We start from the raw sequence: 26677 nt of genomic DNA, 5'->3' as shown, positions 1-26677 counted from the left end.
AATAGATTTTGTTACGAAAGGAAGAAAGCAATGAATCAACAAACGTTACATACAAGTAGAGCTTCTACCATTGAAGTGAACTCAATGCTGAGAAATACATATATGCTGCTATCAATGACACTTGCATTCTCAGCACTCTGTGCTGGTATTGCAATGGCCGTTGGCATTGGTCCATTGATGTCAATTGGCTTATCACTCGGCGGCTTAGTTCTTTTATTTGTAACTCTAAAAAAAGCAGAAGGTGCTTCAGGAATTTTCTGGATTTTTGCTTTCACCGGCATGGAAGGTGCTTCTTTAGGTTACATGCTTAACCATTACGCAAACCTTGCAAACGGCCCTTCGCTTATTATGCAAGCACTTGGACTTACATCAGTCATTTTCGTATCTTTGTCCGCTTATGCTTTGACAACAAAAAAAGATTTTTCTTTTTTGAGAGGCTTTTTATTCGCTGGCTTGGTTGTGATGATAGTAGCTTCATTAGTGAATATGTTTCTAGGTAATGGAATGGTATTCATGGCGGTTAACGCTGGTATTGCACTGTTAATGACTGGCTTCATTCTTTACGATACAAGTCGTATTGTGAATGGTGGAGAAACAAATTACATCCGTGCAACAGTTTCATTATATTTAGATTTCTTAAACCTATTCATTGCCCTACTCCATTTAATGGGTATTGGCGGTGATGATTAAACCTATTAGTCCAATTTATTTGGGTATCGGTTAATTTGTTGTAGAATGGCTCCATTGTGGGGCCATTTTTGTTTTTATGAGTAAATTTATCGTACAAGTCACTTCATACGCCTACGGTGACACCAACTCGTTTAGAGCTTATAAGTTCACTGAATCTCTCATTGATGCAGGGCACGAAGTGATAAAAATCTTTTTCTATCAAGATGGAGTAAGTCATTCCAACGCATTGCTTTGCCCTGCTACTGATGAATTTAATATCAATCATGCTTGGTCGAATTTAGCAGCCAAATACAAGATTCCTTTAATATGCTGTGTTTCAGCTGCTCTAAGAAGAGGCTTTGCGACTGAAAATGAAGCGAACGAAGAAGCACTTCCCCAATATAACGTTATGCCACCTTTTGAGATGGCTGGGCTAGGTGAGCTTGTTACTGGTATTGAAAAAGCTGACAGAGTGATAACGTTTTAATATGAAACAATTAACAATAATTTTTCGGCATGGCCCGACAGCTCACTCTAAAGGTCGAGAAGCATTAGATTTAGCAATGCTCAGCGCAAGTTTCGATCAACACGTCAAACTCATTTTTATTGATGAGGGGGTATTCAATACCCTCAAAGATCAGCAGATTGAGCAAACTGGCGCTAAAGACTATATATCCACATTTAAAGCTCTTTCTCTTTACGATATTGATGATGTATATATTTGCAAAACATCAATGGATGGTTTCGGCTTGTTAAGCTCTGATATATTGATTGACTATACATCAGCAGAGCCTTCAGTGATAAGTGAGATGATTCGTGGATCTGATAAGGTTTTAATTTTTTAATGGACATTCATTTCATTCAAACTTCATTGAATCAAGATAATGCTCTTGAACTATGCTTAAAGTACAAAAATGATGACGACTTAATCATTTTGGCTGGTTCAGCCGTTTCCGGCTTACTTCAAAAACAATGGCAAAGAAAACTCCTAAATATTGACGTAAAAATATTATCTGATGACATTATGGCCCAAGGCTTAGCGGAGAAATTAAAGCATTTTGATGCCATTAACTATCAACAATTTATTGAACAAACTCTAAAGTACAACAAGGTAATCAGCTGGTGAATTACATTATCCATAATGAAGAACAAATTTCAGTAGATAAACAAGGATACTTAACCGACTATACTATTTGGAGTAAAGATATTGCTCTAGTCGTTGCTGAAAAAGAAAATATTACGTTGACCGATGCCCATTGGGAAGTTATACAATTTGTTCGAGATTTTTATCTAGAATTCAAGACAAGCCCTGCTATTCGAGCATTAGTAAAAGCCATAGCACTTAAACTTGGTACCGAAAAAGGTAACTCTAAGTACCTTTATAAATTGTTTCCTTTAGGCCCAGCTAAACAAGCTACTAAAATTGCCGGTTTACCCAAACCAGCAAGGTGTATTTAAACCTTATACCAATTACAGTAATTAAATGCTCAACTCAAAGCTATGTATGTGGTCAAAGCGCAATCGAAATTGATGAAGACATAGTTGTTACCGACATACACAGCTGTCGTTATTACATTGCTACGTCAAGACAATTTTGAGAAGTAATTTGAGCACATACAAGCTCCCAAAGGGCAAGGCTAAATGGTTCCATTACTGCGTTACAAGCACTTGAATTATCCCGACAAAAGCACGAAGTGCGTTGAACGGCAGCTTTGTATGGCGGCCGTTAGGGTATATAGTACTTCAAGCTTGTGCCTTGCACTGAAAAACTTTCGCTCTTGCTGAGTGAGAGATTAATTACTGTAATTGGTATTACTAATGACTAACAAATAATGCCCACTCTCTCTAAAATCGTTTCAAGCTGAGTTCATTTATTTGTTAGTTAGTTTTATTACAATTTCACTTTGCAACACATTCGCTTAAAACACTGCTCCAGCCCCATTGAATCATACATTTATAATGCAAATTTGTGACTTAACAGCTAAACACTCTAAAAAATCAAAATCACCTACTTTTTACCTATTGAACTTTATAAATAAATGTGAATCTCTGTAATATTTAGTCACAAATATGACATTTACAGCATTTATTGTAGCGCTATTAATTCATCAATAACTTAATAGGGAAAATAGATGAAATCGCTACCGTCACTCACTCGCTTAACCTGTGCTCTTATTACAGCAGGTTTTATAACTTCTGTTACCGCAGCCGGTAAATTGGAAGGAAATGTTCGTGACATCAAAACATCCACACCACTTCAAGGTGCAATAGTAACTGTCAAAGAGCTTAACTTGACTCAAACGGCCGGACGTGATGGTCGATTTTTCTTTAGTGGTATCGCTGCAGGAGAGTACACTTTATCAGTATCTTATCTAGGCGCAAAGCCAAAGACGAAAACCATTTTAATTACGAATGAACACACTACTGATGTAGCTTTTAAACTCAGTGGTGACGATATTGAGCACATACGTGTTGTAGGTCAACAAGGTTCACTAAGTAAATCATTAAACAGGCAACGTGCAGCAGATAACCTCGTTAGTATTATTAGCTCTGACGTCCTCGGTAACTTTCCTGACAGCAATGTAAGCGAAGCATTGCAACGTGTTCCTGGTGTATCAATTGAAAGAGATCAAGGCGAAGGTCGATTTGTCCGTATTCGTGGACTTGCTCCCGACTTTAACTCCGTTTCAATGAATGGTGTTCGCTTGCCTGCACCCGAGGGTGACCGTCGCGCTGTTGCACTTGACGTTGTGCCATCAGATTTAGTTCAGTCTGTTGAAGTAAGCAAGACAGTTACACCAGATATGGACGCGGATGCTTTAGGAGGCTCTGTAGAGGTAAAAAGTCTGTCTGCTTTTGATCGAGATGATACGTTTTATAATATCAGTGGCGAAGCGAGCTATAACAACCTAACTGATGATACAAGCCCTAAGTTTGCAATAAGTTATAGCGATATTTTTAACGAAACCCTTGGGGTTGCTATTGCGGCAAGTTGGTATAGCCGTGATTTTGGTTCAGACAACGTTGAAGTAGATGGTGGATGGGATTTCGATGCAGATGAAGGCTACTCGCCAGCAACTTTAGAAGAAGTTGAAGTACGTGATTATGAAATCAACCGAGAACGATTAGGCATAGGTGTTAATTTGGATTACCGTCCTAATGATAAAAATGATTTTTACTTTCGAAGTCTCTACAGCCAATATGATGATTCGGAACGTCGAAATGCATCAGCCATAGAATGGGAAGATGGTCTCACGTCAGGCATGACAGGAACAGCTGAAGTAAAGCGTTCTCTCAAAGCAAGAACTGAAGAGCAAAACATTCAATCATATGTTTTCGGTGGTGAAACACGATTTACAAAATGGACCGCTGATTATCAAATATCAATTTCAAAAGCGGAAGCTAGAAAACCTCGACATATTGATGGTGCCGAATTTGAAGGAGAATTCGACAATATCGGATTTGATGGTATCAGCGTACCCAAAATAAAAGCACATGAAAGCTATTTTGATAACAATGAATATGAGCTAAAAGAAATCGAAATTGGTGAATCGGCTTCAACGGACAAGCTAAAAAGTGCACAAGTTAATTTTTCACGTAGTTTTGAGCTTTCAAGTTATGCATCTAAATTAAAACTCGGCGCAAAAGCAAGCTCACGCGACAAGATTGCTTATGAAGACGTATGGGTTTATGAAGATTTCGATGAACAAAAAATTTCAGAAGACGACCTATCACTCAAAAATTTTACTGATAAAACAATAGATTATGGTTTAGGCCGTTTTGGAAACAATATTGGCTCAACACCCATTTGGGAAATCATCGACCAACTTAATGCGAATGATAATTTTGACGAAATTGAATCGAAAGTTAACGACTTCGATATTAACGAGGAAACAAAAGCCGCCTATATCATGGCGCATGTAGATATTGATAATCTTCGTATCCTTACCGGTATTAGATACGAAACAGCTGATTGGAAATCATCAGGTTTTAAATACAATGGTGAAACTGAAGAGTTTAATACTACAAAAAACATTAATTCTGAAGAACATTGGTTGCCAGCTCTTCATTTAAAATACACTGCTAATGATAACACCATCATTAGAGCTGCATATACAAACACTATAACTCGTCCGAAATTTGAAGAAATTGCTCCCGGATTTCTAATAGAAGAAGACGATGGTGAACTTGAGGCAAACTTCGGTAATCCTGAATTAGAGTCGCTAGAATCAACAAACTTCGATTTAAGCGTTGAACATTATTTTGGTGGCACTGGTATTCTTTCAGCTGGAGTGTTTTATAAAGATATCAATAACTTTATTTACGAAGCGGATATTGCTGGGCGAGGTGAATACTTAGACTTCAAAAAAGCGATTACTTTTATCAATGGTAATGAAGCTGAGATCTTAGGAGCTGAACTAACATACGTTCAAAAGTTCAATTTTCTTTCTGCCCCATTTAATAACCTACTATTGAATAGTAACTTAACATGGTCAGATTCGACGGCATCAATAAGCTGGTTCGATGATAATCAAAAACTCTCACGTAAGATTCCTTTGCCTAGTCAATCAGACATTAGCGCAAACTTATCTTTAGGGTATGAGGATGCATACGCAAGTGTTTGGCTTTCTGCGGCATATAAATCTAATTATCTACAAGAAGTCACAGAAATTGATGATTCCCGTTATGACATGTACGAAGACGACCATTTACAGTGGGATTTTGTAGCTAAAGGTCATATAACAGAAAACCTAACATTTTACTTTAAAGCAATAAACATCACCGACGAACCTTTTTATAGCTACGCAGGCCGTCGAGATTTCAATAATCAATTTGAAAAATACGGTAGAACATTTCAATTTGGCTTACAGCTTGTTAATTACTAAGGTTAATAAAAATGACAACAATAAAATTTAACTTAAAAACACCATTGATCACTGCATCTGTTTTGGCGGCCTTGGCTGTATCTGGCTGTGATAATAGTTCATCCAATCTTGAACCAAATGTGTCTGAACACAAAAACATCAACGCAGATAATCCCTCGCTTTTATCTATATCTGAAATAGAAAATGTAGAAGGAAGCCAGTCAGCTGCATTTTCTGATGGATGGTTACTCACAAGTGAAACAAAAGGCTTAATGTTTAAAGACAGTCAACAGAATAACTTACAGCAAATAATTTCTGGTGAATTTAAACTATTGGCAGTTAATGATGATTTAGCATTAACTCTAGACGTTTTCAGTGACAGAGTTCAACCAATTAATCTCGGCACTCATCCTTTCAAGGTTTACCCTCAACTTCCTCCGAGATCGTTTGAAGTAAATTGGTTATGTTTGCAGTCACGTATTCAAGACAATTCAACTTATGCTTGGATAGGTAGCGAAACAGGAATAGCAGAACAATGGTTATTGAATAAAGGTGAAACTTGGAAGCCTCAGCTCGTAAGGCAACTTTCCGTTCCTGTCGGCTCTTTAGGTTGTGCCATTGATAATGAAAACGAACATCTTTACGTGGTTGAACAACAAGCTGGGATCTGGCAATACGAAGCACATCCAGAATCTGAAGCTAAAACTAAATTAGCTGAAGCCTATATAGATAATAAAATCACTTCAATTCAATTTATAAATGGAAAATTAGTTCATCAAACCGAAAATGGGCAACTATTTTTACAAAAACAGCTCATTGCTGACAACAAGGCTGTTGAAGCGGAGCATTTTTCAATCGAGGTTAAGCCAGAAGGTTTTAAGTTCATAAGTTTTGATGATGAAGCAAAAAAATACATTTTCAGCCAATGGAGCAATTCTAGTTTAGTTTCTGAATATGACACCAAAAATATTCCCCTCAACTTAACAAATAAAATCAAGGAAATCCCAGCATGGGTAGAAAGTGAACCATCTGATCGTGCCGGTGATACTATGGACGATCCTGCAATATGGTTGCATCCAGATTCACCTGAAAAGAGTTTAATTCTTGGTACAAATAAACGCTGGGGTCTAGTTGTATTTAATATGAATGGTAAACAAATACAATCTATACCAACCGGTCGCATAAACAATATTGACATACGCCAAAACCTACCGATAAACGGCACTAACAAATCGATAGCGGTTGCAAGTCTTAGAGATGGAGATAAATTAGCCTTTTACGAAATTTCTGATAATGGCATGGTTACAGAAATCGCACAATTGGATACTGAATTAAAAGATATATATGGCACTTGTTTATACCAAGATAAAAGAAGTTTATATGTATTTGCTAATGAGAAATCAGGTAGAACCATACAGTATCGTGTGAACTGGAATGCTCAAAAACCTAAACTCAAACAAGTTCGGCAATTAATGATTCCATCACAAGTGGAAGGTTGTGTTGCCAATGACGATACCCATCAATTATTCATCGGTGAAGAAGACAAAGGTATTTGGCTATTTAATGCAATTGATACTGCAACTTCAGCCGGAGAATTAATAATAAAAGCTGGAGACGCTCTTGTTGCAGATGTTGAGGGGCTGGCATTATATCGTGATGATAATGAAACTCTATTAATTGCATCCAGTCAGGGCAATGACTCTTACATGGTTTACGACACAAAACCGCCCTTTTCTGTCAGAGGAAATTTTCGTATCGGTGCCAATATTGATAAAGATATTGATGGAAGTTCTGAAACCGATGGGTTAGCCGTAACGTCATCTCCTGTTGGAGATGGAGCTTGGGGCAAAGGAATGATTGTGGTGCAAGATGGACGAAATCGTATGCCCGATTCATACCAATCTTTCAAGTGGTTACCTTGGGCTAAAATTAAAAATACTAATAACTAAGGCTCACGAGTAGGAATTTAATATTAATAACAGCACGTTATATTGATATGGCTTGCTGTTATTTATTAATATCAATCATTCTTTCCTACAAATGGTAGAAAGCTAAAATATTTTTTCACAAAACTGGGAGAAGTCTTTGATGATTTTGAGGCCGATGCAATTTTAATCTTACTCTGCGGTTTTTCAGAATAATTTCCTTTTCTTGCAGTCTCCAATCCTAAAGAAGGATACGTATCAGCATCTCGACCAACGGCTCCCATGACATCATCGTAATTAGTTGTAAACGGATCATCATCCAATGTTGAATTAGTCGCTTTAGTTACATTTGGATCAGCTTCTGCGTCAAAAATAACGTCATAACCATCAATGTCAAGATCATTTGTTATTGATTCTTCTGCAATTTTAACTATATCATCTTGGTTGTTAACTTTGGCTACTGCAACAGGGCTTAATCCATCGTATTTTGAACCATGAGTTGTCAATGCAAAAGGCTCTTTGAACTTATTTAATAGTGACTTGAATATTGCCTTAACTCCTAGCTCTGCTGCCACGTGAATGGCTCCCATACCAGAAACATTACGTTGTTTTTCATCAAACAAGCCTTTATCTATGATGACTTGGACAGGTAAAGGTACACCTTCTTTAACGGCATAGGTTAAAATGTCATCACCCTCTGTTGTTAGTACTTTATTATCTACCCCTTCAATATTTAAAATATGATTAAGGCTACTTGAAGCTTTTCTTATTGAGTAATGTAGTGCAGTGAAACCTGATTTATCTTGAGTATTCAAATTAGGTTTCTTGCTTACAATTAAATCCAGCACTTCAGGCTTACCTAGAGAAGCAGCAAGGTGAAAAGGCGTTGCACCTGTTGCTGTTTGACTATCTATAGCTAACGCAAATTCTCCATCAAGAAAAAGTTTTATAATTTCAACATTCCCTGTTGAAGTTGCCAAATGAAGCATATTTTTTTCATTTGCATCGTCAGTTAGTACTTGATAATCAGCGCCATATGAAAGTAAATTTTTGCAACAGTCAAGGGAGCCATATCTAACCATGAGTTGCAACACAGAGAACCCTTCAACATTTTTCAGATTTATCGCTGCATCCCTCGGAAGAGATTCCATAAACTGCTGCAACAGTTTTTCATCACCCGATTTTAAAGCAAGATGAAAAATAGTGTCGCCTTCAGAATTCTGGATTGATGTGTCAACATTTTTTGAATTTATTAACGAAAGTACTAGCTGATGATTATCATTAATTAGAGCTTTCATCAAACAAGTACACTGATCTGCAGGATCGATATAATTTATATCTGCACCCACTCTAATTAAGTCTTCAATAATCGACATATCTGGTGATTTACCGCTTACTTCTTTCATCAACTTTTTCGATAATTTGTCTTTAGTTGCAAACCTCAACGCCGCATCGGGTGACACTACTGACAAGAGCTCTTTGTCATTAACAAATTCATCATCTGAAATTTGCATGCCTAATGTGTGCTTTTTTTCTAATAAAGTTAATCTATGTTCTGCAGTTAACAGTTTACTTTTACTGTAAAGCTCAACTTCCCGAGAATCACTAATGCCCTCAATTAACAGTGATAACCCTTCGTCTGTCATGGATTTATTATCGAATCTTTTCCAGACTTTTTGTAGCGATTCGCGCAAATCTAACACTTGATAATTAACTAAATTTGCAGACATAGAGAGTTCCAATACAGTTTTCGAAAAAGTACCCATATCCTCTGATGATTTAATTGATTTTGCACTGTCTTTTACATTCTCAATGGCAAACTTGGCCATATGCCTGATTAATTCACTAGAACGAGTTTTAGCTGCACTGTTAAGAATTGACACCGGGTTTGATTCATTAAAGCTCAATATGCGTTCCCTACTTGCAAATTCACCTATTCTTGTCTCTCTAATTTCTCTTGGAATGTGTTCTGAAAATGCGCATTCATGTAACGTTTCCATATAGCTGTCTAATGAAGGTGCTGAATCAATTTGTTCTAATCTCTCCCCTGTTAAATAAATATCTACATCTAAAAGCATTTGGTTAAAGCTATTAAATCCCCCTTCTTGCCATTCATATTTTTTAACAAATGTTTTATCTTTATGATGGTTCAATTCTAACATCTGATTTTTTAGTTTGTGTTTGAGCAAAGATGAAACGGTTGAATCTTCTATTTTTTCAATCTGATCGTGATAGAATTTGGATATTTCGTCTTCATTTTTTAAACTCTTAATTACATTACTGCCAATCATTAATGCCTGATCAGGCTCTAAACTTGATAAATCTATAGCCTTAAGATCATCTAATTGAATATCTCTGAAATTACCATTGTCAATCACTGTGAATGTAATACCATCGGCACTTACAATTGAATTCGATTCGGCTCCAGTTGATGTTCTTAAAGTAAAGATAGGATCCGTTACCCCTAAGCCCTCCTCTTTATTACTTAACTCTGTTTCATCTTGTTTAGATAATTCACTTTCTGAGACTGAACTTTGAGCAAGTAATTGAAGCTCTACTTCTCCATGAGTAAATTCCATATTACTGTCCTGTATCTTCGGACTACTGCCAACATCCTCATCCGACTCCGAATTATACTCTTCGATAACAAAAAATGGTGAAGCTGTTAGCTTTAACACTGCAGCAAAATCTTTGGCTTCATGCAGATCAAGTTGATAATAATCCTTGGTGTGCCCCTCACTAGTTTCGCCAAAACCCATAACTTCACAAGCGTAAGAACGAAGAGCGGCTCTATTGACATGATCTTCACTGCCTTTATGATTTTTTTCTATATGGGAAGTAATCGCCGAATCAACTAGGTTTGTCTCAGCCTTGACACATTGTGAAAATTTTTTTGCCCGTGTTGAGTTCAATGTATGTAAAGGAGTTGAAGTATTCATACTTGCTGACACTTCATGTTGGTGGTGAACTTTAGGATTAACCAACATTTGCTTTATTGCTTTTTCTTTAACTTCCTGAGGAATAGCATCTTCTTTTGCCGATAAAAGTTGCCCTATTTCAAACAGCTGACTTCTGTATAATTCGTGTAAAGAAGATTGGCTGCCAGTTGTCACTTCAAGTTTCAATGCTCCAATAAACTTCTCCCATTCAATACGCAAATGTTGTAAATCTTTAGTGGCAGTTGTAGCAATGCCATCCATAGCTAAAATGCAGCTCTCTAATTCATTATCCAAGTTTTGACTTGATTGAGTTCGATCTGACGACATAAGCGACAATTCATAATCAGTAGAATTTTTTCTCGTTGATTGCGGGCTGCCATTTACACTCATTAGATTTCCTATTTTTCTATAAATGTAAATACTAGATACTCATTCTGAACAACCATAAATGACTAGTATTTAAACGATTCATTACAGTATATATATTAAATATAGAATATAAATCTTCCGAATTGTTCGGCAGATCAAAGTTTGATTCAAATATGGTGCGAAACAACGCTTTTTTAATGATTTAGGTGTTGATACTTGATTTTCAAATACAGCAAAGTACTAGGGTCTGTTGTTCTTTCAGGATTAAATTTTGTGCTATTTGAGCATTTATCTGTACAAGGCGTGAGCAGTGATGCTTAGCCATCTAAGTGAGCTGATCACAACACAGAACAGTGAATGCTCAAAAGCATCGAAGACAGCGTAAATTGGTCATTTCTGCTGCGTTATCGTTTTACTATTTGGAATAACCAAACCTCACAAACTCTACCTTGCATAAAATAACCAATTTATCGCTGCAAAAACAATCACGAAAGATCAACAACCCCTAATATAGCCGTGTTACTTGAAGATGTATGATTTCTACGAGAGTTAATTGCTAATTATCCTGCGTTGCTTATCCTCCAAATAGATAGTAAAAGAAACAATTGCCATAGCGCTTTGATATTTCACTTAGGAAGGGTGTTATACCAATTACAGTAATTAATCTCTCACTCAGCAAGAGTTAAAGGTTTTCAGTACAAGGCGCATGTTCGAAGTACTATATTCCCTACGGCCGCCATACAAAGCTGGCGTTCAACGCACTTCGTGCTTTTGTCGGGATAATTCAAGACCGTGGAACGCAGTAGTGGAAAACTTTAGCCTTGCCCTTCGGGAGCTTGTATGCGCAAAAATTACTTCACAAAATTATCTCAACGTAGATAGCTATGCTTTCATCAATTTCGTTTGTACTTTGTGCGTATACATAGCTCTGAGTTGAGCATTTAATTACTGTAATTGGTATTATTTGTAAGAGAGGGGAGGTTTTCAAGCTAGCAAATAGAATGGGTAAATGAAAGCCTACAGTTTCGCAACTTACATTCTGATTACTGTTTGCTATGTTTCGATACCTTAACAAGATTAAAAACGCAGGAAAGGCTGAGGAAACAAAATTCAAATTTGCTGATAACTTCACATCTTTGATATCATTCTCCTTTCGCGAAAAAAGAATCTTTGGATAAACTATAAGCATTTATTGCTATAAAATAGCCTATAGTCTATTGATATTTGATTTTAAGTTAAGTTAAGTTCTCGTCTTACTGAAACAGGTAAAATTATGATTAATCACTTTAGCGTACTAGGTATCAAACCCAGCGCCAAAGAAGATGAAATAAAAAAAGCATATAAAAGACTGTCTAATAAGTTTCATCCAGACAAAATGCTCAACGCTTCTGAAGGTGAAAAGCAGCAATCTGCCTCAATGCTTCATCGAATACAATCTTCATACGAAGTTTTAATAGACCCTAAATCACGTAAGGCATTCATCCGTGATTTCAATAATGTCATTGTGAATGATCCAACGATTGCTATGCGAGAATTATGGGATGAATATTATTAACTCGTAACTAGCGCACACATTTTATTTCTCAGCTTTCAACTTTTTAGGTAGTTTATGTCCAGTCAATTTGATACCGCTTTTATTAATCAGTTACAGAGTGATGCGTGGGAAAACATTCAGTCTTATCAAGATCCAGATACTCCAGACGCCCTAAGTCAATACACGTCGAAAATGAAACAAGTACTTCTTGCTGACGTTAGCATTTTAGTCTCCTTGCCAGAATATTTAACCGTTGCACTATTCGGAAATGTCCGTTTCCCCGACGCTTCGCAGAAGAAATGGAAAAACTGGTTAGCTAATGAAACATCACCGACTTGGGATGAATTTAAAGTAAATGTCGCTTTTAATAATGATGACATTCCACTTGTTAAAGCTGTCAAAGAACACTCTGAAAAACTACTGATACAAAGTACTGCAGCTGTATATTTACTTATGTTTGACGACAAGTTATCTACAGAAAAAAACGAAGCTACAGATGCTGACTTTAATGAAAAATATGACGAACAATCAGAAGATTACTCCGACCACTATGATCAAGACGAGAACTATTAATGAACAGTCTTATTGAATTAACAGCTGCCGAAATCAAGCAGCTGGCAGATGTAGAACCAAAACAAGCAAGTAAACGGTTTGAGATCATTGCGAATACAATGAATGACGATCAGTTAGTAGAAGTCATCGAAAACATGGATATCGTCACACTCACTCAAATTAACAGTAACCATGACATCTCTTGCCCATCGATTATGTCAGAGCTAATGACGCCTGAGCAAATTAGAGATGTCGTCTGTCAGCAGCCACTGTATTGGGAAGAACAAATAAAAAGTAATGCCGATGAACTCGCATCACAAACTTTTGACTTTCTTACTTACCTTATTCGAATTCAACCTAGTGAGGCTAAACAAACTGCTATTCTTGAATGCATAGCCGAAGAACCAGCTGGATTATTTTATTTATCAATTCCTTTCATAGAGCTGATAATGAACCCATCAAAAAGTGATTTAACAAATAATATTGCAGATACTTTTGATGATGAAGCGGATGAAGATACTGTTGGTTTCACTGATCGTTTTGAATCAGAAGAGTTACATAACTTGAGCACTGATGATCCAAAAAGTTTGCTCGCTCTTATTAAAGATCTCTCACCTGATGTAGAGAAAGCCATCAAAAACTTGTTACGTGATCAAGGGTCAGACTGGCAAGCTATTATTGGAAAATTTGTCACTGAAATCGTTACTCAAGCTAAAGAGAAAAATGATACAAATGATGAATACACTGAAGTCGATGATATGTTCAGCTTTTTAGATTAAGGAAATAGTAAATGCAGCTTGTTTTACACGACCCTAATCAAGGTCCTTTTTTGTCGAAGGTTTTGCGTTTCGCAATCGAAGAAGAAATCTTATCTTCTTCTGAAATATCAGCAATAAAAAATAAAGGTGTTTTAATGAGCCTAAAGCTTGCTGATAAATTTTACAATAAACACAAAATGCATTTATTAGAGCAAGCGTCTCAAGATGTTATCGGAATTGCTAGTCTTGGCTTAATGACGATGGCAAACCATGACCAAATAAAAGCAATTCTATTGTTAAAGAAAGGTGATGGCCTTGTGAAGTCCTTTCAAAAAGGTTGGACCATGCTGGCCACCGTTAGTAAATACAGATTGATGAATACAAAGTCAGTTTATGGCGAAGTCGAAAAGCGTCTTCTTAATCAAATTTCGTCTCCTGCAGATACTGACGAATGGGATGGCTGGAATGCCTATCAAAGCGCACTTCAAGAACACCTCAGCCAACAAGCCGCTGAGGCAATTCAAAGCCTTTACTTTACAAACTCAAGCTACGATCCTGTTGAGTGTAGAAGCCTAGAGGAAATGTTTTCTGAGGCACTGATTTATCAAATATTTTTTGGTAGTAATACAAAAGTTAAAGAAGACTTGAAGAAAAAAATTTCTAATATTAGGTTCGAACCCTTGTGGTTTAGCGAAGATTTTGTCCAAGAAACTAAAAATAGAATGCTAGTCTCACTTCCTGAGCAGCTTCAACAAACTTTGAATGAAGATTTAAACGCTAAATTCAATACGGCAATTATTAGAACATTAAAGTTTGCCCAAAAATATCAGCAACAACTGATAGCTGGTGCAAGCCCAGAAAAACTTGAACGTTTAGAACATAAAGAAGGTATGGCTGGATTATTAGGCTGGCCTTTATACCTTTACCTATAAATATTGAGAACTGATTATCGAAATAATCGATAATCAGTTCTCCTTTCTAGAGAAAGCAAAAAGGCTACTCAATTAAGTAGCCTTTTCTTAATGTGGCGGAGGAGCAGGGATTTGAACCCTGGAACGGGATAAACCGTTGCCGGTTTTCAAGACCGGTGCATTCGACCACTCTGCCACCCCTCCGAACGCGCTGATAATATGCAAAAACTAATATGCTGTAAATATAAAATTTTATAAAATGAGCCAAGTGTCTGCAAATCAATCGCTCAGTATTTATTTTCAGCAATAATAACCTTTAATTGGGGGATATGCTGGCAATCGAACTCTAAACTTATCCCTCTTAGATAATATGAGAGGTACGACTTCAACAGTAACATTGTGATAAACTTCTGCTTAAAAGAAATCTGATAATATTGATATGAATCCGAAGCTAATTCCTGCAAGTGAACTTACTCCAAAATACAATATCCCGACAGGCTTTCGAGCTAAGTGTGACAAGCGACATTTATTACTCGGTCAAGAGCGTGTAGTTGAAGCATTTCAGTTGTCTCAACAGTTACCTTCTCAACATTTATACATTGCAGATTTTACAGGTATCGAGCGAAATCTATTTATCGATGCTTTAATAAGCCTGTCTAACGATAAAGAGCCTCAATTTCTTGCTGCCGCCAAAGCAGATTCAGCCGAAATTGATCTGCAATGGCACAAGCACCCTGCCCCTAAAAATGTTGGTGTTATCGCTGAAAAATCCAACTCCTTTTGTTATTTGTCTGGCAATATAAGACGTATAGACTTATTAGGAAAAACCATTGTAAATGATAAAATATCAGAATATAAAAATGGTGCGTTTGCTGAAAATCACACCGTATTTATAAGTATTGAATCCTTATTGGAAAAAGAAGGTATTTGGTCTCTGTTAATCGATACTCTTGATACTGGGTACTATCGAGTAAGCTCTACTTTAGAACAAGTACCTTTAAATTGTAAAATTGTATTAGTTGGCCCAATAGGTTTATACAACCATCTCCGCATCCAAGACGAAAGATTTAACCGACATTTTCCTCTCCTTGGTGAAGTCAATAACGAGGTTGATTTACTGGCTTACCCAGAGTCTGATTATGCCTTGTGGCTAGATGCTTTAGCGGAAAGTCTATCTGTCAAACTAAGCAAGTCTGCACTTGAGGCACTTTTTACTTATTCATCCAGCCTTGTTGAGCATCAGCAACGGTTATCTTTAGCCTCGTCAGAACTTGTACAAGTGTTAGCTCAAATAAAAGCACTTTCATCTTCCACGACAATCGATCAAATTGACGTAATTAAAACCCTCGAGTTTAAAAAACGTCGGCATAATTTATCAGAAGTCTACTCAGCTCAAAATTTTGATGACAAGTTTATTACTTTACCAACTGATGGTGGAATGGTCGGACAGGTCAATGGGCTTACTGTGATAGATACAGGCGATTATAGCTATGGAGAACCAGCTAGAATCACTTGTACAACCCATTATGGTGATGGTGAAGTCGCTGATATCGAAAGAAAATCAGAATTAGGTGGTAACATCCATGCAAAAGGAATGATGATTTTATCATCTTGCCTATATCGAATTTTTGGTCGTGATGCGCCTTTGCATTTAAATGCCAATATTGTATTTGAACAATCTTATCAAGAAATTGACGGAGACAGCGCTTCAGTAGCAGAATTTTGCTGCCTACTATCAGCCATAAGCGAATCACCTATTTTACAGAACATTGCAGTAACAGGTGCTTTGGATCAGTTTGGAAATGTTCAAGCAATTGGTGGAGTGAATGAAAAAATTACTGGTTTTTTTAATCTTTGTAATCGACGCAAATTGACAGGCTCACAGGGTGTGATTATTCCTAAAGCTAATGTTAAACAAATTAATCTTCCAACTGAAATTGTCGACGCCGTTAAAAACGGCTTATTTTCTCTTTTTCAAGTTGACCACGTGGATCAAGTTATTGAAATACTGATGCAACAACCCGCAGGAGTTGCTGACGAAGATAATGACTTCCCTGAAAAAACCCTTTATGGTCAGGTGCAAAAAAGATTAAACGAACTAGCTGGTGAATTTGAAGCAGAGCCAACTTTATTTGAGCGTTTAGTGACAATGTTAAAATTGAACCGTGATTAGATTCAATTTTATCTTTAAAAATAGCTGATCGGAGTTGTTTAGCGTACATGTGTTCGCTAACCTTGCAGTCACTTTCGATTTGAATAGATATAATATGAATAACGCTAACAGTTTCACTAAAGAAGAATTAATCGCTTGCGGTCACGGTGATTTATTTGGTGCAAATTCACCTCGTCTTCCAGTTCAAAATATGTTAATGATCGATCGAATCACAAAAATAAATAGTGATGGCGGTGAATTTGGTAAAGGTGAAATAGTTGCTGAATTAGATATCAATCCAGACTTATGGTTCTTTGATTGTCATTTTGTCGGTGATCCTGTTATGCCCGGCTGTTTGGGCTTAGATGCTATGTGGCAGTTAGTTGGTTTCTTCTTAGGGTGGGAAGGTGCCGAAGGAAAAGGTCGTGCTTTAGGCGTTGGAGAAGTGAAATTCACAGGACAAATATTACCTACCGCAAAAAAAGTAACATATCGCCTTAACATTAAAAGAAAAATAAATAGAAAATTGGTTATGGGTATGGCTGATGCGGTAATTGAAGTTGATGGCCGTGAAATTTACTCCGCAACTGACTTGAAAGTTGGAATATTTACCGATACTTCAACGTTTTAAGTTTCTCTATAAGATTTTAAAAATAAACAAGCCCTCTTTTATGAGGGCTTGTTTATTTAGGTTATACCAATTACAGTAATTAAACCTAAACATCAGTTGAACGCTGAGCATATGATATGAGTAACTGTTTGAGTCAATAAGATGACTTTATCATCATGGCTTTCACCCAATGAGTGAAGTGCTCTACGCTCACAAGCTTGCTAAAATGACTGCTATCTGCGTTGTAACTTTTGCAAGTAGAATAACTACTTGCTGCAAGCTACGCCTTACTATCAGCCATTTTTTCTACGCTTGAGAACGCAGTCAACTGATGCTTTAAATGCTCAACTCAGAGCTATGTATGCGCACAAAGTACAAACGAAATCGGTGAAAACATAGTTATCTACGTTGAAATAATTTTGTGAAGTAATTTTTGCGCATACAAGCTCCCGTAGGGCAAGGCTAAAAGTTTCCATTACTGCGTTGCACGTTCTTGAATTATCCCGATAGTACTTCGAACATGCGCCTTGTACTGAAAACCTTTATCTCTTGCTGAGTCAGAGATTAATTACTGTAATTGGCATTACTTATTTGGTTGAATTCCATTAAATCTATCATCTACTCCTTCACGCCATCCACCGAGCCATTGAGAGCGAGAGTTCACGTTTAAGTATGGACACATTTCTTTTGAGCGTCCTCCCATCCCGGCATGAAATCCTTTTGAGTAAGCTCTTTCTAATCGATCTCGTTTCTGTCTTTTCATATTCCTGTCCTCTATATACAGCAAATAAAAAGTTGGGCCAATCTGTTGCGTTTTCAAACTCTATTATTATGACGAACCGGACTGTCTCAGGTAAACAGCATGTCTTGCTTTACTGATCCTGTTTTCAATGTCACGATATATCAGTCAATGTAAAATTTAAAATACAATCAGATCTAATAAATAATGCTTTTTTAACCCAAGATCAATATTTTTTTGATTAATTTTTAACCGACTTTAAAGTATTCTGATATAAAAAACGACTCTATAACGCGTCGTTTTCTTTTGTTTTTAGTAAGTTACTAAAGTTAATGAACTTTTCTACGCCTAATGAATAAAAGAGGTAGTGCAAACAACCAAGTCAACATTCCGCCACCTTTTCTTTCATACGGTTTTTCATCAACTTTGTCCGTAAATGTACAAGCTTTTTCCCCAGCTTGCACATCATCGCCTGTTAGTTGTAAAACAACCATTCTTGGTAAAGATGAAGTGACTGGCTGACCATTAGCGTTTAACTCAAACAAAGGAAGATTACTATTTTCATCTAAAACAGGATTACCATCAGCATCGACCTGATACACTGGTTTGCGAATGAGTGCCGTGCCTACAATTGTGCCATCTTCATTAATGCTCGCAGCGTCAGCAACCACAATATCAGATTCATAAACTAACTCTTTACCTGAGCCGTCTACTACCGTCACTTCATTACGACGAGTTTCACTGCCACTTACAATGTAACCTTTGGATTCACAGGTCAGCAAATCATTTAAATTCGAAAACTCTTCAGAAGATTTATCGAATAAGAAACCAGCTTTCGGACGTGCAGTATTTTTATCTTGAGTAGTTTCAATGTATCCAACAACTTGATCTTTGTTGTTAATACTACGTCCACGTGAAGCAAAGTCAGAAAGTTGATCAAAAAAGTCGTTTGGAACAACGACTGATCCACCTGATGAATTTGTGTCGAAATAAAAGAATTTGTCTCTTTGGAAACCATCGATAAACGATCTATAACTACCTACTAATATGCCATTGTCATTAATATCATAGGCAATAGAGTTAATATCTTCTTCCTCATTTACTGAAGGAACCCAATTATACTGATACTCTCCTGAACTATTTTTAGTCCAATAAGCCGCATCATCACGCAAACGGTCTTTATCACCGTTACGATAAGTATTAGACCGCCCAACTACAACACCAGCATTATTTACACCTAAAGCTTGTGCTGAATATGTTACCGTTGAGTCTGCCTCAGGCGTTAAACCTAAAGGAAGTAATGTTCCAGTGACTGTATCATCGCTATTCAATTGCCATAGATAGCCACGTACTTGGTAATTAATGTTTCTACTGCCTTGGCTACTTGGAAACTGTTGTTCTTGAATACAAACATCCGTAGGCGTTGTAGTTGAATCGATGCAGGTATCGATTCTAGCTTTGCTTGGATCAGCAATATCGGTACTTGCGTAACCTACAATCAAGTTATGATTATTAATCGCTGTTGCACCCGCATAGCCACCTATTTCAGCGGCCTCTCCATCTGAGTTAGTGTAAGTATGATAAGGAGGTAATAGTGGGAGCTCAGTATCACCACGCTTAGCAATACCCCGTTGCTCGTAAGCTCTTATATACCAGAATTCTTGGTTTTCCGTAGTCCCTGTATAGGTAATTCTATCTTCTGGTGCCGTCATGTTTCCGACTTTTATGCCAGCGTCATTAATACCAAAAAACTGACTATCAACAGAGTTAGTCACACTCGAATCTTTTGGATCCGTAGAACCATTTACCGATTCAAATGTTGGGATCCATACAGTACTCGCTACAAAACCAAAAGTATTAGCAACAATTGGAGAGTTAATGCTAAATGTAATTCTTTCTGATGGTGCAATACCATCTTCAACATCGATAATATCTACATCGATATCTTCAGCACTGAGTTTTTTACGCCCTTGAGCAATACCTACGAGTTCATTATTCGCGTTGATAGATTGCGCATATCCACTACGGGTGTTTTCTAGTGTTCCACGACCTTCACCAATAAAATCATAATCGTCTAAATTTACAATTTCATACACTGGCGCTGCAACTGCAGTACCTAATGCTCCAATTACACTTACTGCTACTGCAGATAAAGCTTTATCCAGCGTTAACTTCATTAATATCTTCCTGTTTAACTCAGTTACTTAAGCGATTCTAATTCTTCCCAGCGCTCAAAGTAGGTTTCTAGTTGCTGTTCTTTGTCTGCCAATGCTTGTAAAACTTCATTGACCTTATTTTGCTCTTGATTGTAAAAATCAGCATGGGCGATAGTTTTTTGTAGTTCTTCAACTTCGCTCTCAAGTTTTTCCATCTTTGCAGGTAATTTTTCTAATTCATCCCGCAATTTGTAACTCATTTTTTTTGCCGACTTAAGCTTTGATGGTTCTTCTTTTACTTGCGAAACATCAGCTCTCTTAGGCTCAGCTTTTGATTGGACAGCGATTTTCTCTTCGGGTTCCTCAGAATAAATTTTAGCGCCTTGAGAAACAGCGTCTTGATAACCTCCAACGTACTCCTGCCAACGTCCATTACCTTCGAACCACCAACTGCTTGTCACGGTATTATCGATAAATGCTCTATCATGGCTAACAATGAGAAGTGTTCCGCCAAAATCAGCCAGTAGAGACTCTAACAATTCTAAGGTCTCAATATCAAGGTCATTTGTTGGTTCATCGAGAACAATTAAGTTCGCAGGGCGTAACAATAGTCTTGCAAGCAATAAACGGTTTTTCTCACCGCCTGACAATGCCTTAACTGGGGTACGTGCACGTAGTGGTGAAAACAAAAAATCCTGCAGGTAACTCAATATATGGCGATCTTTACCATTGATAGTAACTGTACTCTTCCCTTCACCGACATTTTCTTCTACTGTCTTTTCGGGATCGAGTGCTTCACGGTATTGGTCAAAGTATGCCACTTGCAACTTAGTGCCTACTTTAATCTCACCTGATTGCGGCTCAAGTTGCTCTAAAAGTAACTTAATGAGCGTAGATTTACCGCAACCATTAGGCCCAATGAGCGCAATACGATCACCACGCATAACACGGGTTGTAAAATTATTTACCAGTCTCTTTTCAGGAATATCATAATTAACTTTTTCTACCTCAAAGATAAGCTTGCCTGAACGCTCTGAATCACCAACAGACATACTTACGTTACCTTGTCTGTTGATACGCTCCATTCGTTCTTTTCGAAGCGACTTTAACGCTCTTACTCGACCTTCGTTACGGGTTCGTCTTGCTTTAACACCTTGACGAATCCATGTTTCTTCATCGGCTAAGCGCTTGTCAAAAAGTGCATTTTGCTCTTCTTCAACTCGCAGCCATTCAGCTTTTCCATCAAGATAAGCTTGGTAACTGCCCGGCCAATTTGTAATTACGCCACGATCTAAATCAACAATTCGAGTTGCCATTCTTTGAATAAAACCACGGTCATGACTGACAAATACAATCGCGCCTTTATAACTCATCAAGAACTGTTCAAGCCATTCAATCGTATCAATGTCTAGATGGTTAGTCGGTTCGTCTAATAATAACAGATCTGGCTCACTGACTAAGGCTCTCGCTAATGCAACTTTACGCTGCCAACCACCCGATAGTTCAGAAAGCTGCTTTTCAGAATCTAATGAAAGTAATTGGCATATTTGGTTTATTCGAGAATCAAGCTGCCAGCCATTATTATGATCCAGCTTCTCTTGAATCCGCTGCATTTTATTCAGCATTTTTTCCATAGAGTCAGCATCAGCTGTTTCTAATTGATGAGAAAGATCATGATAAGCTTGAAGCAAATCGCCAATTTCAGCAACGCCTGCGGCGATATAAGAATATATTGAACCTGATTCTGATTTTGGTGGGTCTTGTTGCAAGCGGCTCACTTTAACATCAGTAGCGATATTAAACTCACCATCATCTAAAATAATGTCACCAGCAAGCACTTTCATTAAACTCGACTTACCAGCACCGTTACGGCCAACGATACACACCCGTTCTCCGGGCTCAATAGTAAAATCAGCATCTTTCAAAAGTGGTGTATGACCGAAAGCTAATGCACCGTTATTAATACGAACCAGACTCAATTTATGCTCCTATAAACTTCTGAACGTCGTTTTGCTCAAACGGCCAGAATAATTCTTTATTATTTAGACTGTCATAAAGGACAGGAATACTTACACCATATTTATCAGCCAATTGATCATCGTCACAAATATCTTGATGTTGATAATCAATTGCTTCTTTGGCCACCATTCTTTGAGCTATTTCGCACAAATGGCAGCCTTCGGTATGAAACAAAACAAATTGTTTTGAAAAATCAGCCATGTGTTAATAACCATGTATTGTGAATTTGCGGGTTACGTTTGTAATCCAATGGCAGTGTTTTAGCGTCAAGGTTTTCAACTTTAATACCAATTTTTGCCAAAGCTTCAATATCCATTTTAAATTTCCGCTTATTATTTGAGAATATAATCTCTCCATCTGGCATCAGTAACTTCATAAGATCTGTGAGTAATTCAACATGATCTCGCTCGACTTCAAATGAATCTTCCATTCTTTTTGAATTAGAAAAGGTTGGCGGATCAATGAAAATCAAGTCAAATTGTTCTTCTGATTCTTTTATCCACTGAAGGCAATCCGCTTGCTCGAAATGATATTGATTTCCATAAATACCATTAAGTTTAAAGTTTTCTTCAGCCCACAATAAATACGTATGTGACATATCAACTGTGGTCACCGATTTTGCACCGCCTAAAGCAGCATGAACAGATGCTGTGCCAGTATAAGCGAATAAATTCAGTACATGACGATTTTTTGATTTATCACCGACTAAGCGTCTTGTTAATCTATGGTCAAGAAAGAGCCCTGTATCTAAATAACCAGATAAATTTAGCTTAAACTTGGCATTGTATTCTGTGGTGATCAACTCAACTTTGTCTTGATTACGTTTTTGATATTGGTTACTACCTTTTTGGCGTGAACGTGTCTTCACAACGATGTTATTTGGAGCAACATCCGTAAGTTGCGGTAATACTAATAAAATATCACTAATACGACGTTTAGTAACTGACTCCGGAATTTCAATTGGTGCAGCATATTCTTGAACAACAAGATGATTTAAGTATTTATCGATTGCTACATTGTAATCGGGTAAATCAGCATCATAAATACGGTAGCTATCAATACCTTCTTTCTTAGCCCATTTATTGAGCTGTTTAAGGTTTTTCTTTATGCGATTACAGAAATCTGGTGCCACGTTAGCAATGCTAACTTCTGCAGTGTCATTGACTTTGGTTTCTGTTCTTTCTCGACGAGTACTTGTGGCATGCATAGTGTAAAGATTAAAACCGCACTCCATAGCACCATTAAACATTTTAAGTTGTCTATCTGCTTTCAGTTTTAAAGCCGATAATAATTCAATTTCACTACAAAGCAGTGCAAGCTTCCAGCCACCAAAAGTAAACTTAAAGTGCTCACCAAGCTTGTAATATAACTGCAGGAGCCCAGTGACTTTGCCTAAACGCTCACCGTAAGGAGGATTACTCACTAAAGTCCCTGTTTCAAAAGGTGGGTTCATTGCCAGTGCATCTGCAATTTCAAAATCAATAAACTGTGCAACATCGGCATTTTTAGCATTTTGCTTAGCGATGTTCACTACTCTTGGGTCAATATCAGATCCAAACAGTTTAATTTCGCAACGGGATTTACCTAATGAAGCTCGAGCCTCTGCCTCTTGTAATATTGAATCCCACAACTCTGAATTGTGTCTTCGCCATTTTTCAAAACCAAAACTCTGGCGATGTAAAGCAGGTGCTATATCAGCAGCAACCATTGCAGCTTCAATTAATATCGTTCCACTGCCGCAGAATGGGTCAAATAAATCAGTTTGCTGTTCAATCCAACCACTACGAGCAAGCATGTTCGCAGCAAGGTTTTCTTTCAATGGCGCAGAGCCAGTGTCACTTCGGTATCCACGTTGATGAAGTCCAGGGCCTGAGAAATTGATGCCTATAGATATCGTACCTTTACGAAAATGTGCATCGATTCTAAATTCTGCTTCAGACCTTTCTACGTTAGGACGTGCTTCACCATCGTCACGGAAACGGTCAACCACAGCATCTTTAATCTTAAGCGCACCGAACTGAGTATTCTTAATGAACCCACCAGTTCCATGAAAATCGATACTAAACGTCGATTTATTTGAAAAATGACTTGGCCAATCAATACAATAAGCCGTGTCGTATAATTCATCAGGAGTGGTGCATGACGCTTTTTGAAGTAATAAAACGATTCGACTCGCAAGACGACTCCACAAAGTAATACGATAACCTAACTCTAAGGAAGCTGAAAAGTATACGCCTGCTACACTTTCTTTAATATCACTCGCACCTAACTTATCTAACTCTTGAGCTAGACTGTACTCAAACCCGCGTGGGGCCGCTGCAAAAAATTCAAACATCTGTTACTTCAAAACGCCGAAAAAATAATGACCGACATTATACCTGTTGAGGCATATAAGCCTAGAAAAATCAGTTGGACGCATAAAAGTAAGATTAGTAACTCAAGTTCAACCATAAAAGTCATAAAGTGTACTCATCCATTGAGTGAATGCTTGACGCTCTTAAACGCAGAGAAAATTACCGCTTGCTGCATTGTAACTTTTATAAGTAGAACTACTACTTACTTCAAGTCACGCCTTGATATCGAAAATTTTCTCTGCGTTTAAGAGCGCCACCAACTGATTTTTCTAGTAGTCCATTCAAGAACAAATAATGACCGAATGGTTATATCCTAACAACTCCTGAACACAAGAAACACTGGAGTTGTTATGAGGGTTAAATACCACGTTCGTTCGAGTAATGAAGAATGTTCAATGCTTGAGGCTTTGATAAAGCAGAAGAAACCACGTGTTGCTCAACATAAGAAACGACACGCCCAAATTTTACTTGCTATTGATGAGAATAATTCGCCACTGATCAATCAACAGATTGCTAAAGCACTAAACATCTCACCACTTGCAGTAACGAGCCTTAGAAAGCGTTTTGTCGAAGAAGGATTAGAAGTCGCTGTGAATAGCAAACACAGCCATCAAGGCCGCAGACGCATAATGGATGGCGAAGCCGAAGCCCACCTAATTGCACTGGCCTGCTCTACGCCTCCTGAAGGACGTTGCCGTTGGACATTAAATCTTCTTAGAGACAAGATGATTGAACTCAAATATATCGATAACATATCAAGAACTTCTGTTCATTATGCTTTAAAAAAAACGAACTTAAACCATGGCTTAAAGATGAATGGTGTATACCTAAAGAGGAAAACGCTGCCTTCGTGAGTGCTATGGAAGATATATTAGAACTCTATAAACTTCCTTACAATCCTAAGCGTCCTTTAGTATGCCTTGATGAAACCAGCAAACAACAAGTTAAAGAAGTTCGCAATCCGTTACCCTTAGTTTCAGGTTATCCAGAGCGATACGATACAGAGTATGAGCGTAACGGTGTCAGCAACCTGTTCATGATATTTGAGCCTTTAGCGGGCTGGCGACATGTTGAAGTCACTGAACACAGAACGGCCATTGATTGGGCTCATCAAGTAAAAGCCTTAGTAGACGGGCGTTATAAGGACGCTGAGACAATTGTATTAGTTGAGGATAACTTGAATACTCATACACCGGCTTCATTTTATAAGGCCTTCGAACCAGAAGAAGCTCGTAGGTTGATCAATAAAATAGAATTTCATTACACGCCAAAGCACGGAAGTTGGTTGGATATGGCTGAAATTGAATTAAGGGATCTAGCATTTAAAAATCTACCGCAATTGGAGTGATTGTAAGATCCCACTTTGGTAATTCACTATTTCTGACTATTTTACTTTCCAGCTCTTCTTTTTCTTTGTTATTGAGCTTGACTCCTTTTGAGTAAATTTTATCAATTACATTGACTACTGGGCTCATCGCTTTCCATGTCATTGTTTTTGTCCATTCTATTACCGTTTTGGCTGTACTCAGTAATGTGCCATTCCAATGCCTCTCTAACGATGACCAGACTCGTTCTATCGGGTTGTACTTACTGTGGTATGGCGGGTAGTAGACGTTTCGAATCTTGAGTTTCGATTGTTCACTAAACGCTACTAATCTAAACAGGTATTGAGTACGACAGCCACTATTTTCAGGACCCTTATCTGAAAAAATAATGAGTTCTTCCACTTCTAGATTTTCACTTTTAACTGAATCCCACCACCATTCAAGTGCGTCACAAATGAAGTCACTTGTTTTATTTGAGTTGCCATAAAAAACATGAAGTTGATCATTGTCGAGGTTAAGAATTCCGAACGGGATCATTTTCTTTTTTATTTCCATATCATGATCCAACGCTTGAACAGCATCAGCACTACGAGATTTACCGTAACGGGAATACTCACCAACATTAACTGTCGCTTTGCAGTCGATACTAATACGGATGACTTTTTTATTACCGGTTGTTTCTTTATTGATTTTGTTTACGTTTTCAAAGATAGCGTCTGTTTGAGGAATTTTTTTTGGGGTTTAGTTTTTTGGACTCGTCGAAGTCTATATCCCAGTCGATTTAATATGTCGTTAATGGT

General features: G+C 37.5%; 22 protein-coding genes and 1 tRNA gene. 15 read left to right on the top strand and 8 right to left on the bottom strand.

Annotated features, from left to right (window positions below; genetic code table 11):
• Nucleotides 1–30: 30 nt before the first annotated feature.
• From E2I05_RS10165 to E2I05_RS10135, 7 genes are all read left to right on the top strand, one after another.
• Nucleotides 31–690, top strand: a complete 660-nt coding sequence (locus E2I05_RS10165; RefSeq protein WP_121851947.1) for a Bax inhibitor-1/YccA family protein — start codon at nucleotides 31–33, stop codon at nucleotides 688–690.
• A 76-nt stretch (nucleotides 691–766) separates the two neighbouring features.
• A complete protein-coding gene (gene tusD / locus E2I05_RS10160) occupies nucleotides 767–1156 on the top strand; it encodes a sulfurtransferase complex subunit TusD (protein ID WP_121851948.1) in 390 nt (129 codons plus the stop codon).
• Nucleotide 1157: 1 nt separating this feature from the next.
• Nucleotides 1158–1514, top strand: coding sequence for a sulfurtransferase complex subunit TusC (gene tusC / locus E2I05_RS10155; protein ID WP_121851949.1), 357 nt, complete (start codon nucleotides 1158–1160; stop codon nucleotides 1512–1514).
• A complete protein-coding gene (gene tusB / locus E2I05_RS10150) occupies nucleotides 1514–1795 on the top strand; it encodes a sulfurtransferase complex subunit TusB (protein ID WP_121851950.1) in 282 nt (93 codons plus the stop codon). Before tusC ends, tusB begins: the two co-directional genes overlap by 1 nt.
• Nucleotides 1792–2127: a TusE/DsrC/DsvC family sulfur relay protein gene (locus E2I05_RS10145; protein ID WP_121851951.1), complete on the top strand. Its 336-nt coding sequence runs from the start codon at nucleotides 1792–1794 to the stop codon at nucleotides 2125–2127. The genes tusB and E2I05_RS10145 overlap by 4 nt, the downstream gene beginning before the upstream one ends.
• A 674-nt stretch (nucleotides 2128–2801) precedes the next feature.
• Complete coding sequence (locus tag E2I05_RS10140) at nucleotides 2802–5555, top strand: TonB-dependent receptor (RefSeq protein ID WP_121851952.1); 2754 nt, start codon at nucleotides 2802–2804, stop codon at nucleotides 5553–5555.
• Between the two features lie 11 nt (nucleotides 5556–5566).
• Complete coding sequence (locus E2I05_RS10135; RefSeq protein ID WP_121851953.1) at nucleotides 5567–7483, top strand: phytase; 1917 nt, start codon at nucleotides 5567–5569, stop codon at nucleotides 7481–7483.
• Nucleotides 7484–7554: 71 nt separating this feature from the next.
• Here E2I05_RS10135 and E2I05_RS10130 read toward each other — a convergent pair whose 3' ends face one another.
• A complete protein-coding gene (locus E2I05_RS10130) occupies nucleotides 7555–10788 on the bottom strand; it encodes an ankyrin repeat domain-containing protein (protein ID WP_121851954.1) in 3234 nt (1077 codons plus the stop codon).
• A gap of 1252 nt (nucleotides 10789–12040) precedes the next feature.
• Between E2I05_RS10130 and atcJ the strand changes: the two genes are divergently transcribed.
• The 4 genes from atcJ to atcC are packed head-to-tail and all read left to right on the top strand — an operon-like array spanning nucleotide 12041 to nucleotide 14543.
• Nucleotides 12041–12322: a cold adaptation protein ActJcold adaptation protein ActJ gene (gene atcJ, locus E2I05_RS10125; RefSeq protein ID WP_121851956.1), complete on the top strand. Its 282-nt coding sequence runs from the start codon at nucleotides 12041–12043 to the stop codon at nucleotides 12320–12322.
• A gap of 54 nt (nucleotides 12323–12376) precedes the next feature.
• Nucleotides 12377–12874 (top strand): cold adaptation protein AtcA, encoded by a 498-nt coding sequence (gene atcA, locus E2I05_RS10120; RefSeq protein WP_121851957.1) that lies wholly within the window; start codon nucleotides 12377–12379, stop codon nucleotides 12872–12874.
• Nucleotides 12874–13632 (top strand): cold adaptation protein AtcB, encoded by a 759-nt coding sequence (gene atcB / locus E2I05_RS10115; RefSeq protein ID WP_121851958.1) that lies wholly within the window; start codon nucleotides 12874–12876, stop codon nucleotides 13630–13632. The genes atcA and atcB overlap by 1 nt, the downstream gene beginning before the upstream one ends.
• An 11-nt stretch (nucleotides 13633–13643) precedes the next feature.
• Nucleotides 13644–14543, top strand: a complete 900-nt coding sequence (gene atcC, locus E2I05_RS10110; RefSeq protein WP_121851959.1) for a cold adaptation protein AtcC — start codon at nucleotides 13644–13646, stop codon at nucleotides 14541–14543.
• 93 nt (nucleotides 14544–14636) lie between these two features.
• On the opposite strand, the gene E2I05_RS10105 is transcribed toward atcC, so the two are convergent.
• Nucleotides 14637–14726: transfer RNA gene (locus E2I05_RS10105), tRNA-Ser, on the bottom strand.
• 235 nt (nucleotides 14727–14961) lie between these two features.
• Here E2I05_RS10105 and E2I05_RS10100 point away from each other — a divergent pair.
• Entirely contained in the window at nucleotides 14962–16695 is a 1734-nt protein-coding gene (locus tag E2I05_RS10100) for a S16 family serine protease (RefSeq protein WP_121851960.1), read from the top strand.
• A 94-nt stretch (nucleotides 16696–16789) separates the two neighbouring features.
• The gene (fabA, locus tag E2I05_RS10095; protein WP_121851961.1) at nucleotides 16790–17305 is read left to right on the top strand and encodes a 3-hydroxyacyl-[acyl-carrier-protein] dehydratase FabA; all 516 of its coding nucleotides are present in this window, start codon (nucleotides 16790–16792) and stop codon (nucleotides 17303–17305) included.
• A 562-nt stretch (nucleotides 17306–17867) separates the two neighbouring features.
• Here fabA and rmf read toward each other — a convergent pair.
• The 5 genes from rmf to rlmKL form a co-directional block, all read right to left on the bottom strand.
• On the bottom strand, nucleotides 17868–18047 hold the full coding sequence (rmf, locus tag E2I05_RS10090; RefSeq protein ID WP_121851962.1) for a ribosome modulation factor: 180 nt from the start codon (nucleotides 18045–18047) through the stop codon (nucleotides 17868–17870).
• A gap of 305 nt (nucleotides 18048–18352) precedes the next feature.
• A complete protein-coding gene (locus tag E2I05_RS10085) occupies nucleotides 18353–20200 on the bottom strand; it encodes a DUF3466 family protein (protein WP_121851963.1) in 1848 nt (615 codons plus the stop codon).
• Between the two features lie 23 nt (nucleotides 20201–20223).
• Complete coding sequence (locus E2I05_RS10080) at nucleotides 20224–22158, bottom strand: ABC transporter ATP-binding protein (RefSeq protein WP_121851964.1); 1935 nt, start codon at nucleotides 22156–22158, stop codon at nucleotides 20224–20226.
• A gap of 1 nt (nucleotide 22159) precedes the next feature.
• A complete protein-coding gene (locus tag E2I05_RS10075; RefSeq protein WP_121851965.1) occupies nucleotides 22160–22399 on the bottom strand; it encodes a glutaredoxin family protein in 240 nt (79 codons plus the stop codon).
• Entirely contained in the window at nucleotides 22392–24533 is a 2142-nt protein-coding gene (gene rlmKL, locus E2I05_RS10070) for a bifunctional 23S rRNA (guanine(2069)-N(7))-methyltransferase RlmK/23S rRNA (guanine(2445)-N(2))-methyltransferase RlmL (RefSeq protein ID WP_121851966.1), read from the bottom strand. The genes E2I05_RS10075 and rlmKL overlap by 8 nt, the downstream gene beginning before the upstream one ends.
• Nucleotides 24534–24902: 369 nt before the next feature.
• On the opposite strand from rlmKL, the gene E2I05_RS10065 reads away from it, so the two are divergent.
• Nucleotides 24903–25406 carry a helix-turn-helix domain-containing protein gene (locus E2I05_RS10065; RefSeq protein WP_133309624.1) on the top strand — a complete coding sequence of 168 codons (504 nt, stop codon included), beginning with the start codon at nucleotides 24903–24905 and terminating at the stop codon, nucleotides 25404–25406.
• Entirely contained in the window at nucleotides 25307–25900 is a 594-nt protein-coding gene (locus E2I05_RS10060) for an IS630 family transposase (RefSeq protein WP_133309623.1), read from the top strand. Before E2I05_RS10065 ends, E2I05_RS10060 begins: the two co-directional genes overlap by 100 nt.
• Here the strand turns inward: E2I05_RS10060 and E2I05_RS10055 are convergent.
• Nucleotides 25875–26567, bottom strand: a complete 693-nt coding sequence (locus tag E2I05_RS10055) for an ISAzo13-like element transposase-related protein (RefSeq protein ID WP_244935433.1) — start codon at nucleotides 26565–26567, stop codon at nucleotides 25875–25877. The genes E2I05_RS10060 and E2I05_RS10055 overlap by 26 nt on opposite strands.
• Between the last annotated feature and the right edge of the window lie 110 nt (nucleotides 26568–26677).

The sequence above is a fragment of the Parashewanella spongiae genome (assembly GCF_004358345.1).
Lineage (GTDB): Bacteria > Pseudomonadota > Gammaproteobacteria > Enterobacterales > Shewanellaceae > Parashewanella > Parashewanella spongiae.
The sequence above is the reverse complement of the archived record's forward strand: the minus strand, read 5'-3'. Positions and strand labels throughout refer to the sequence as shown.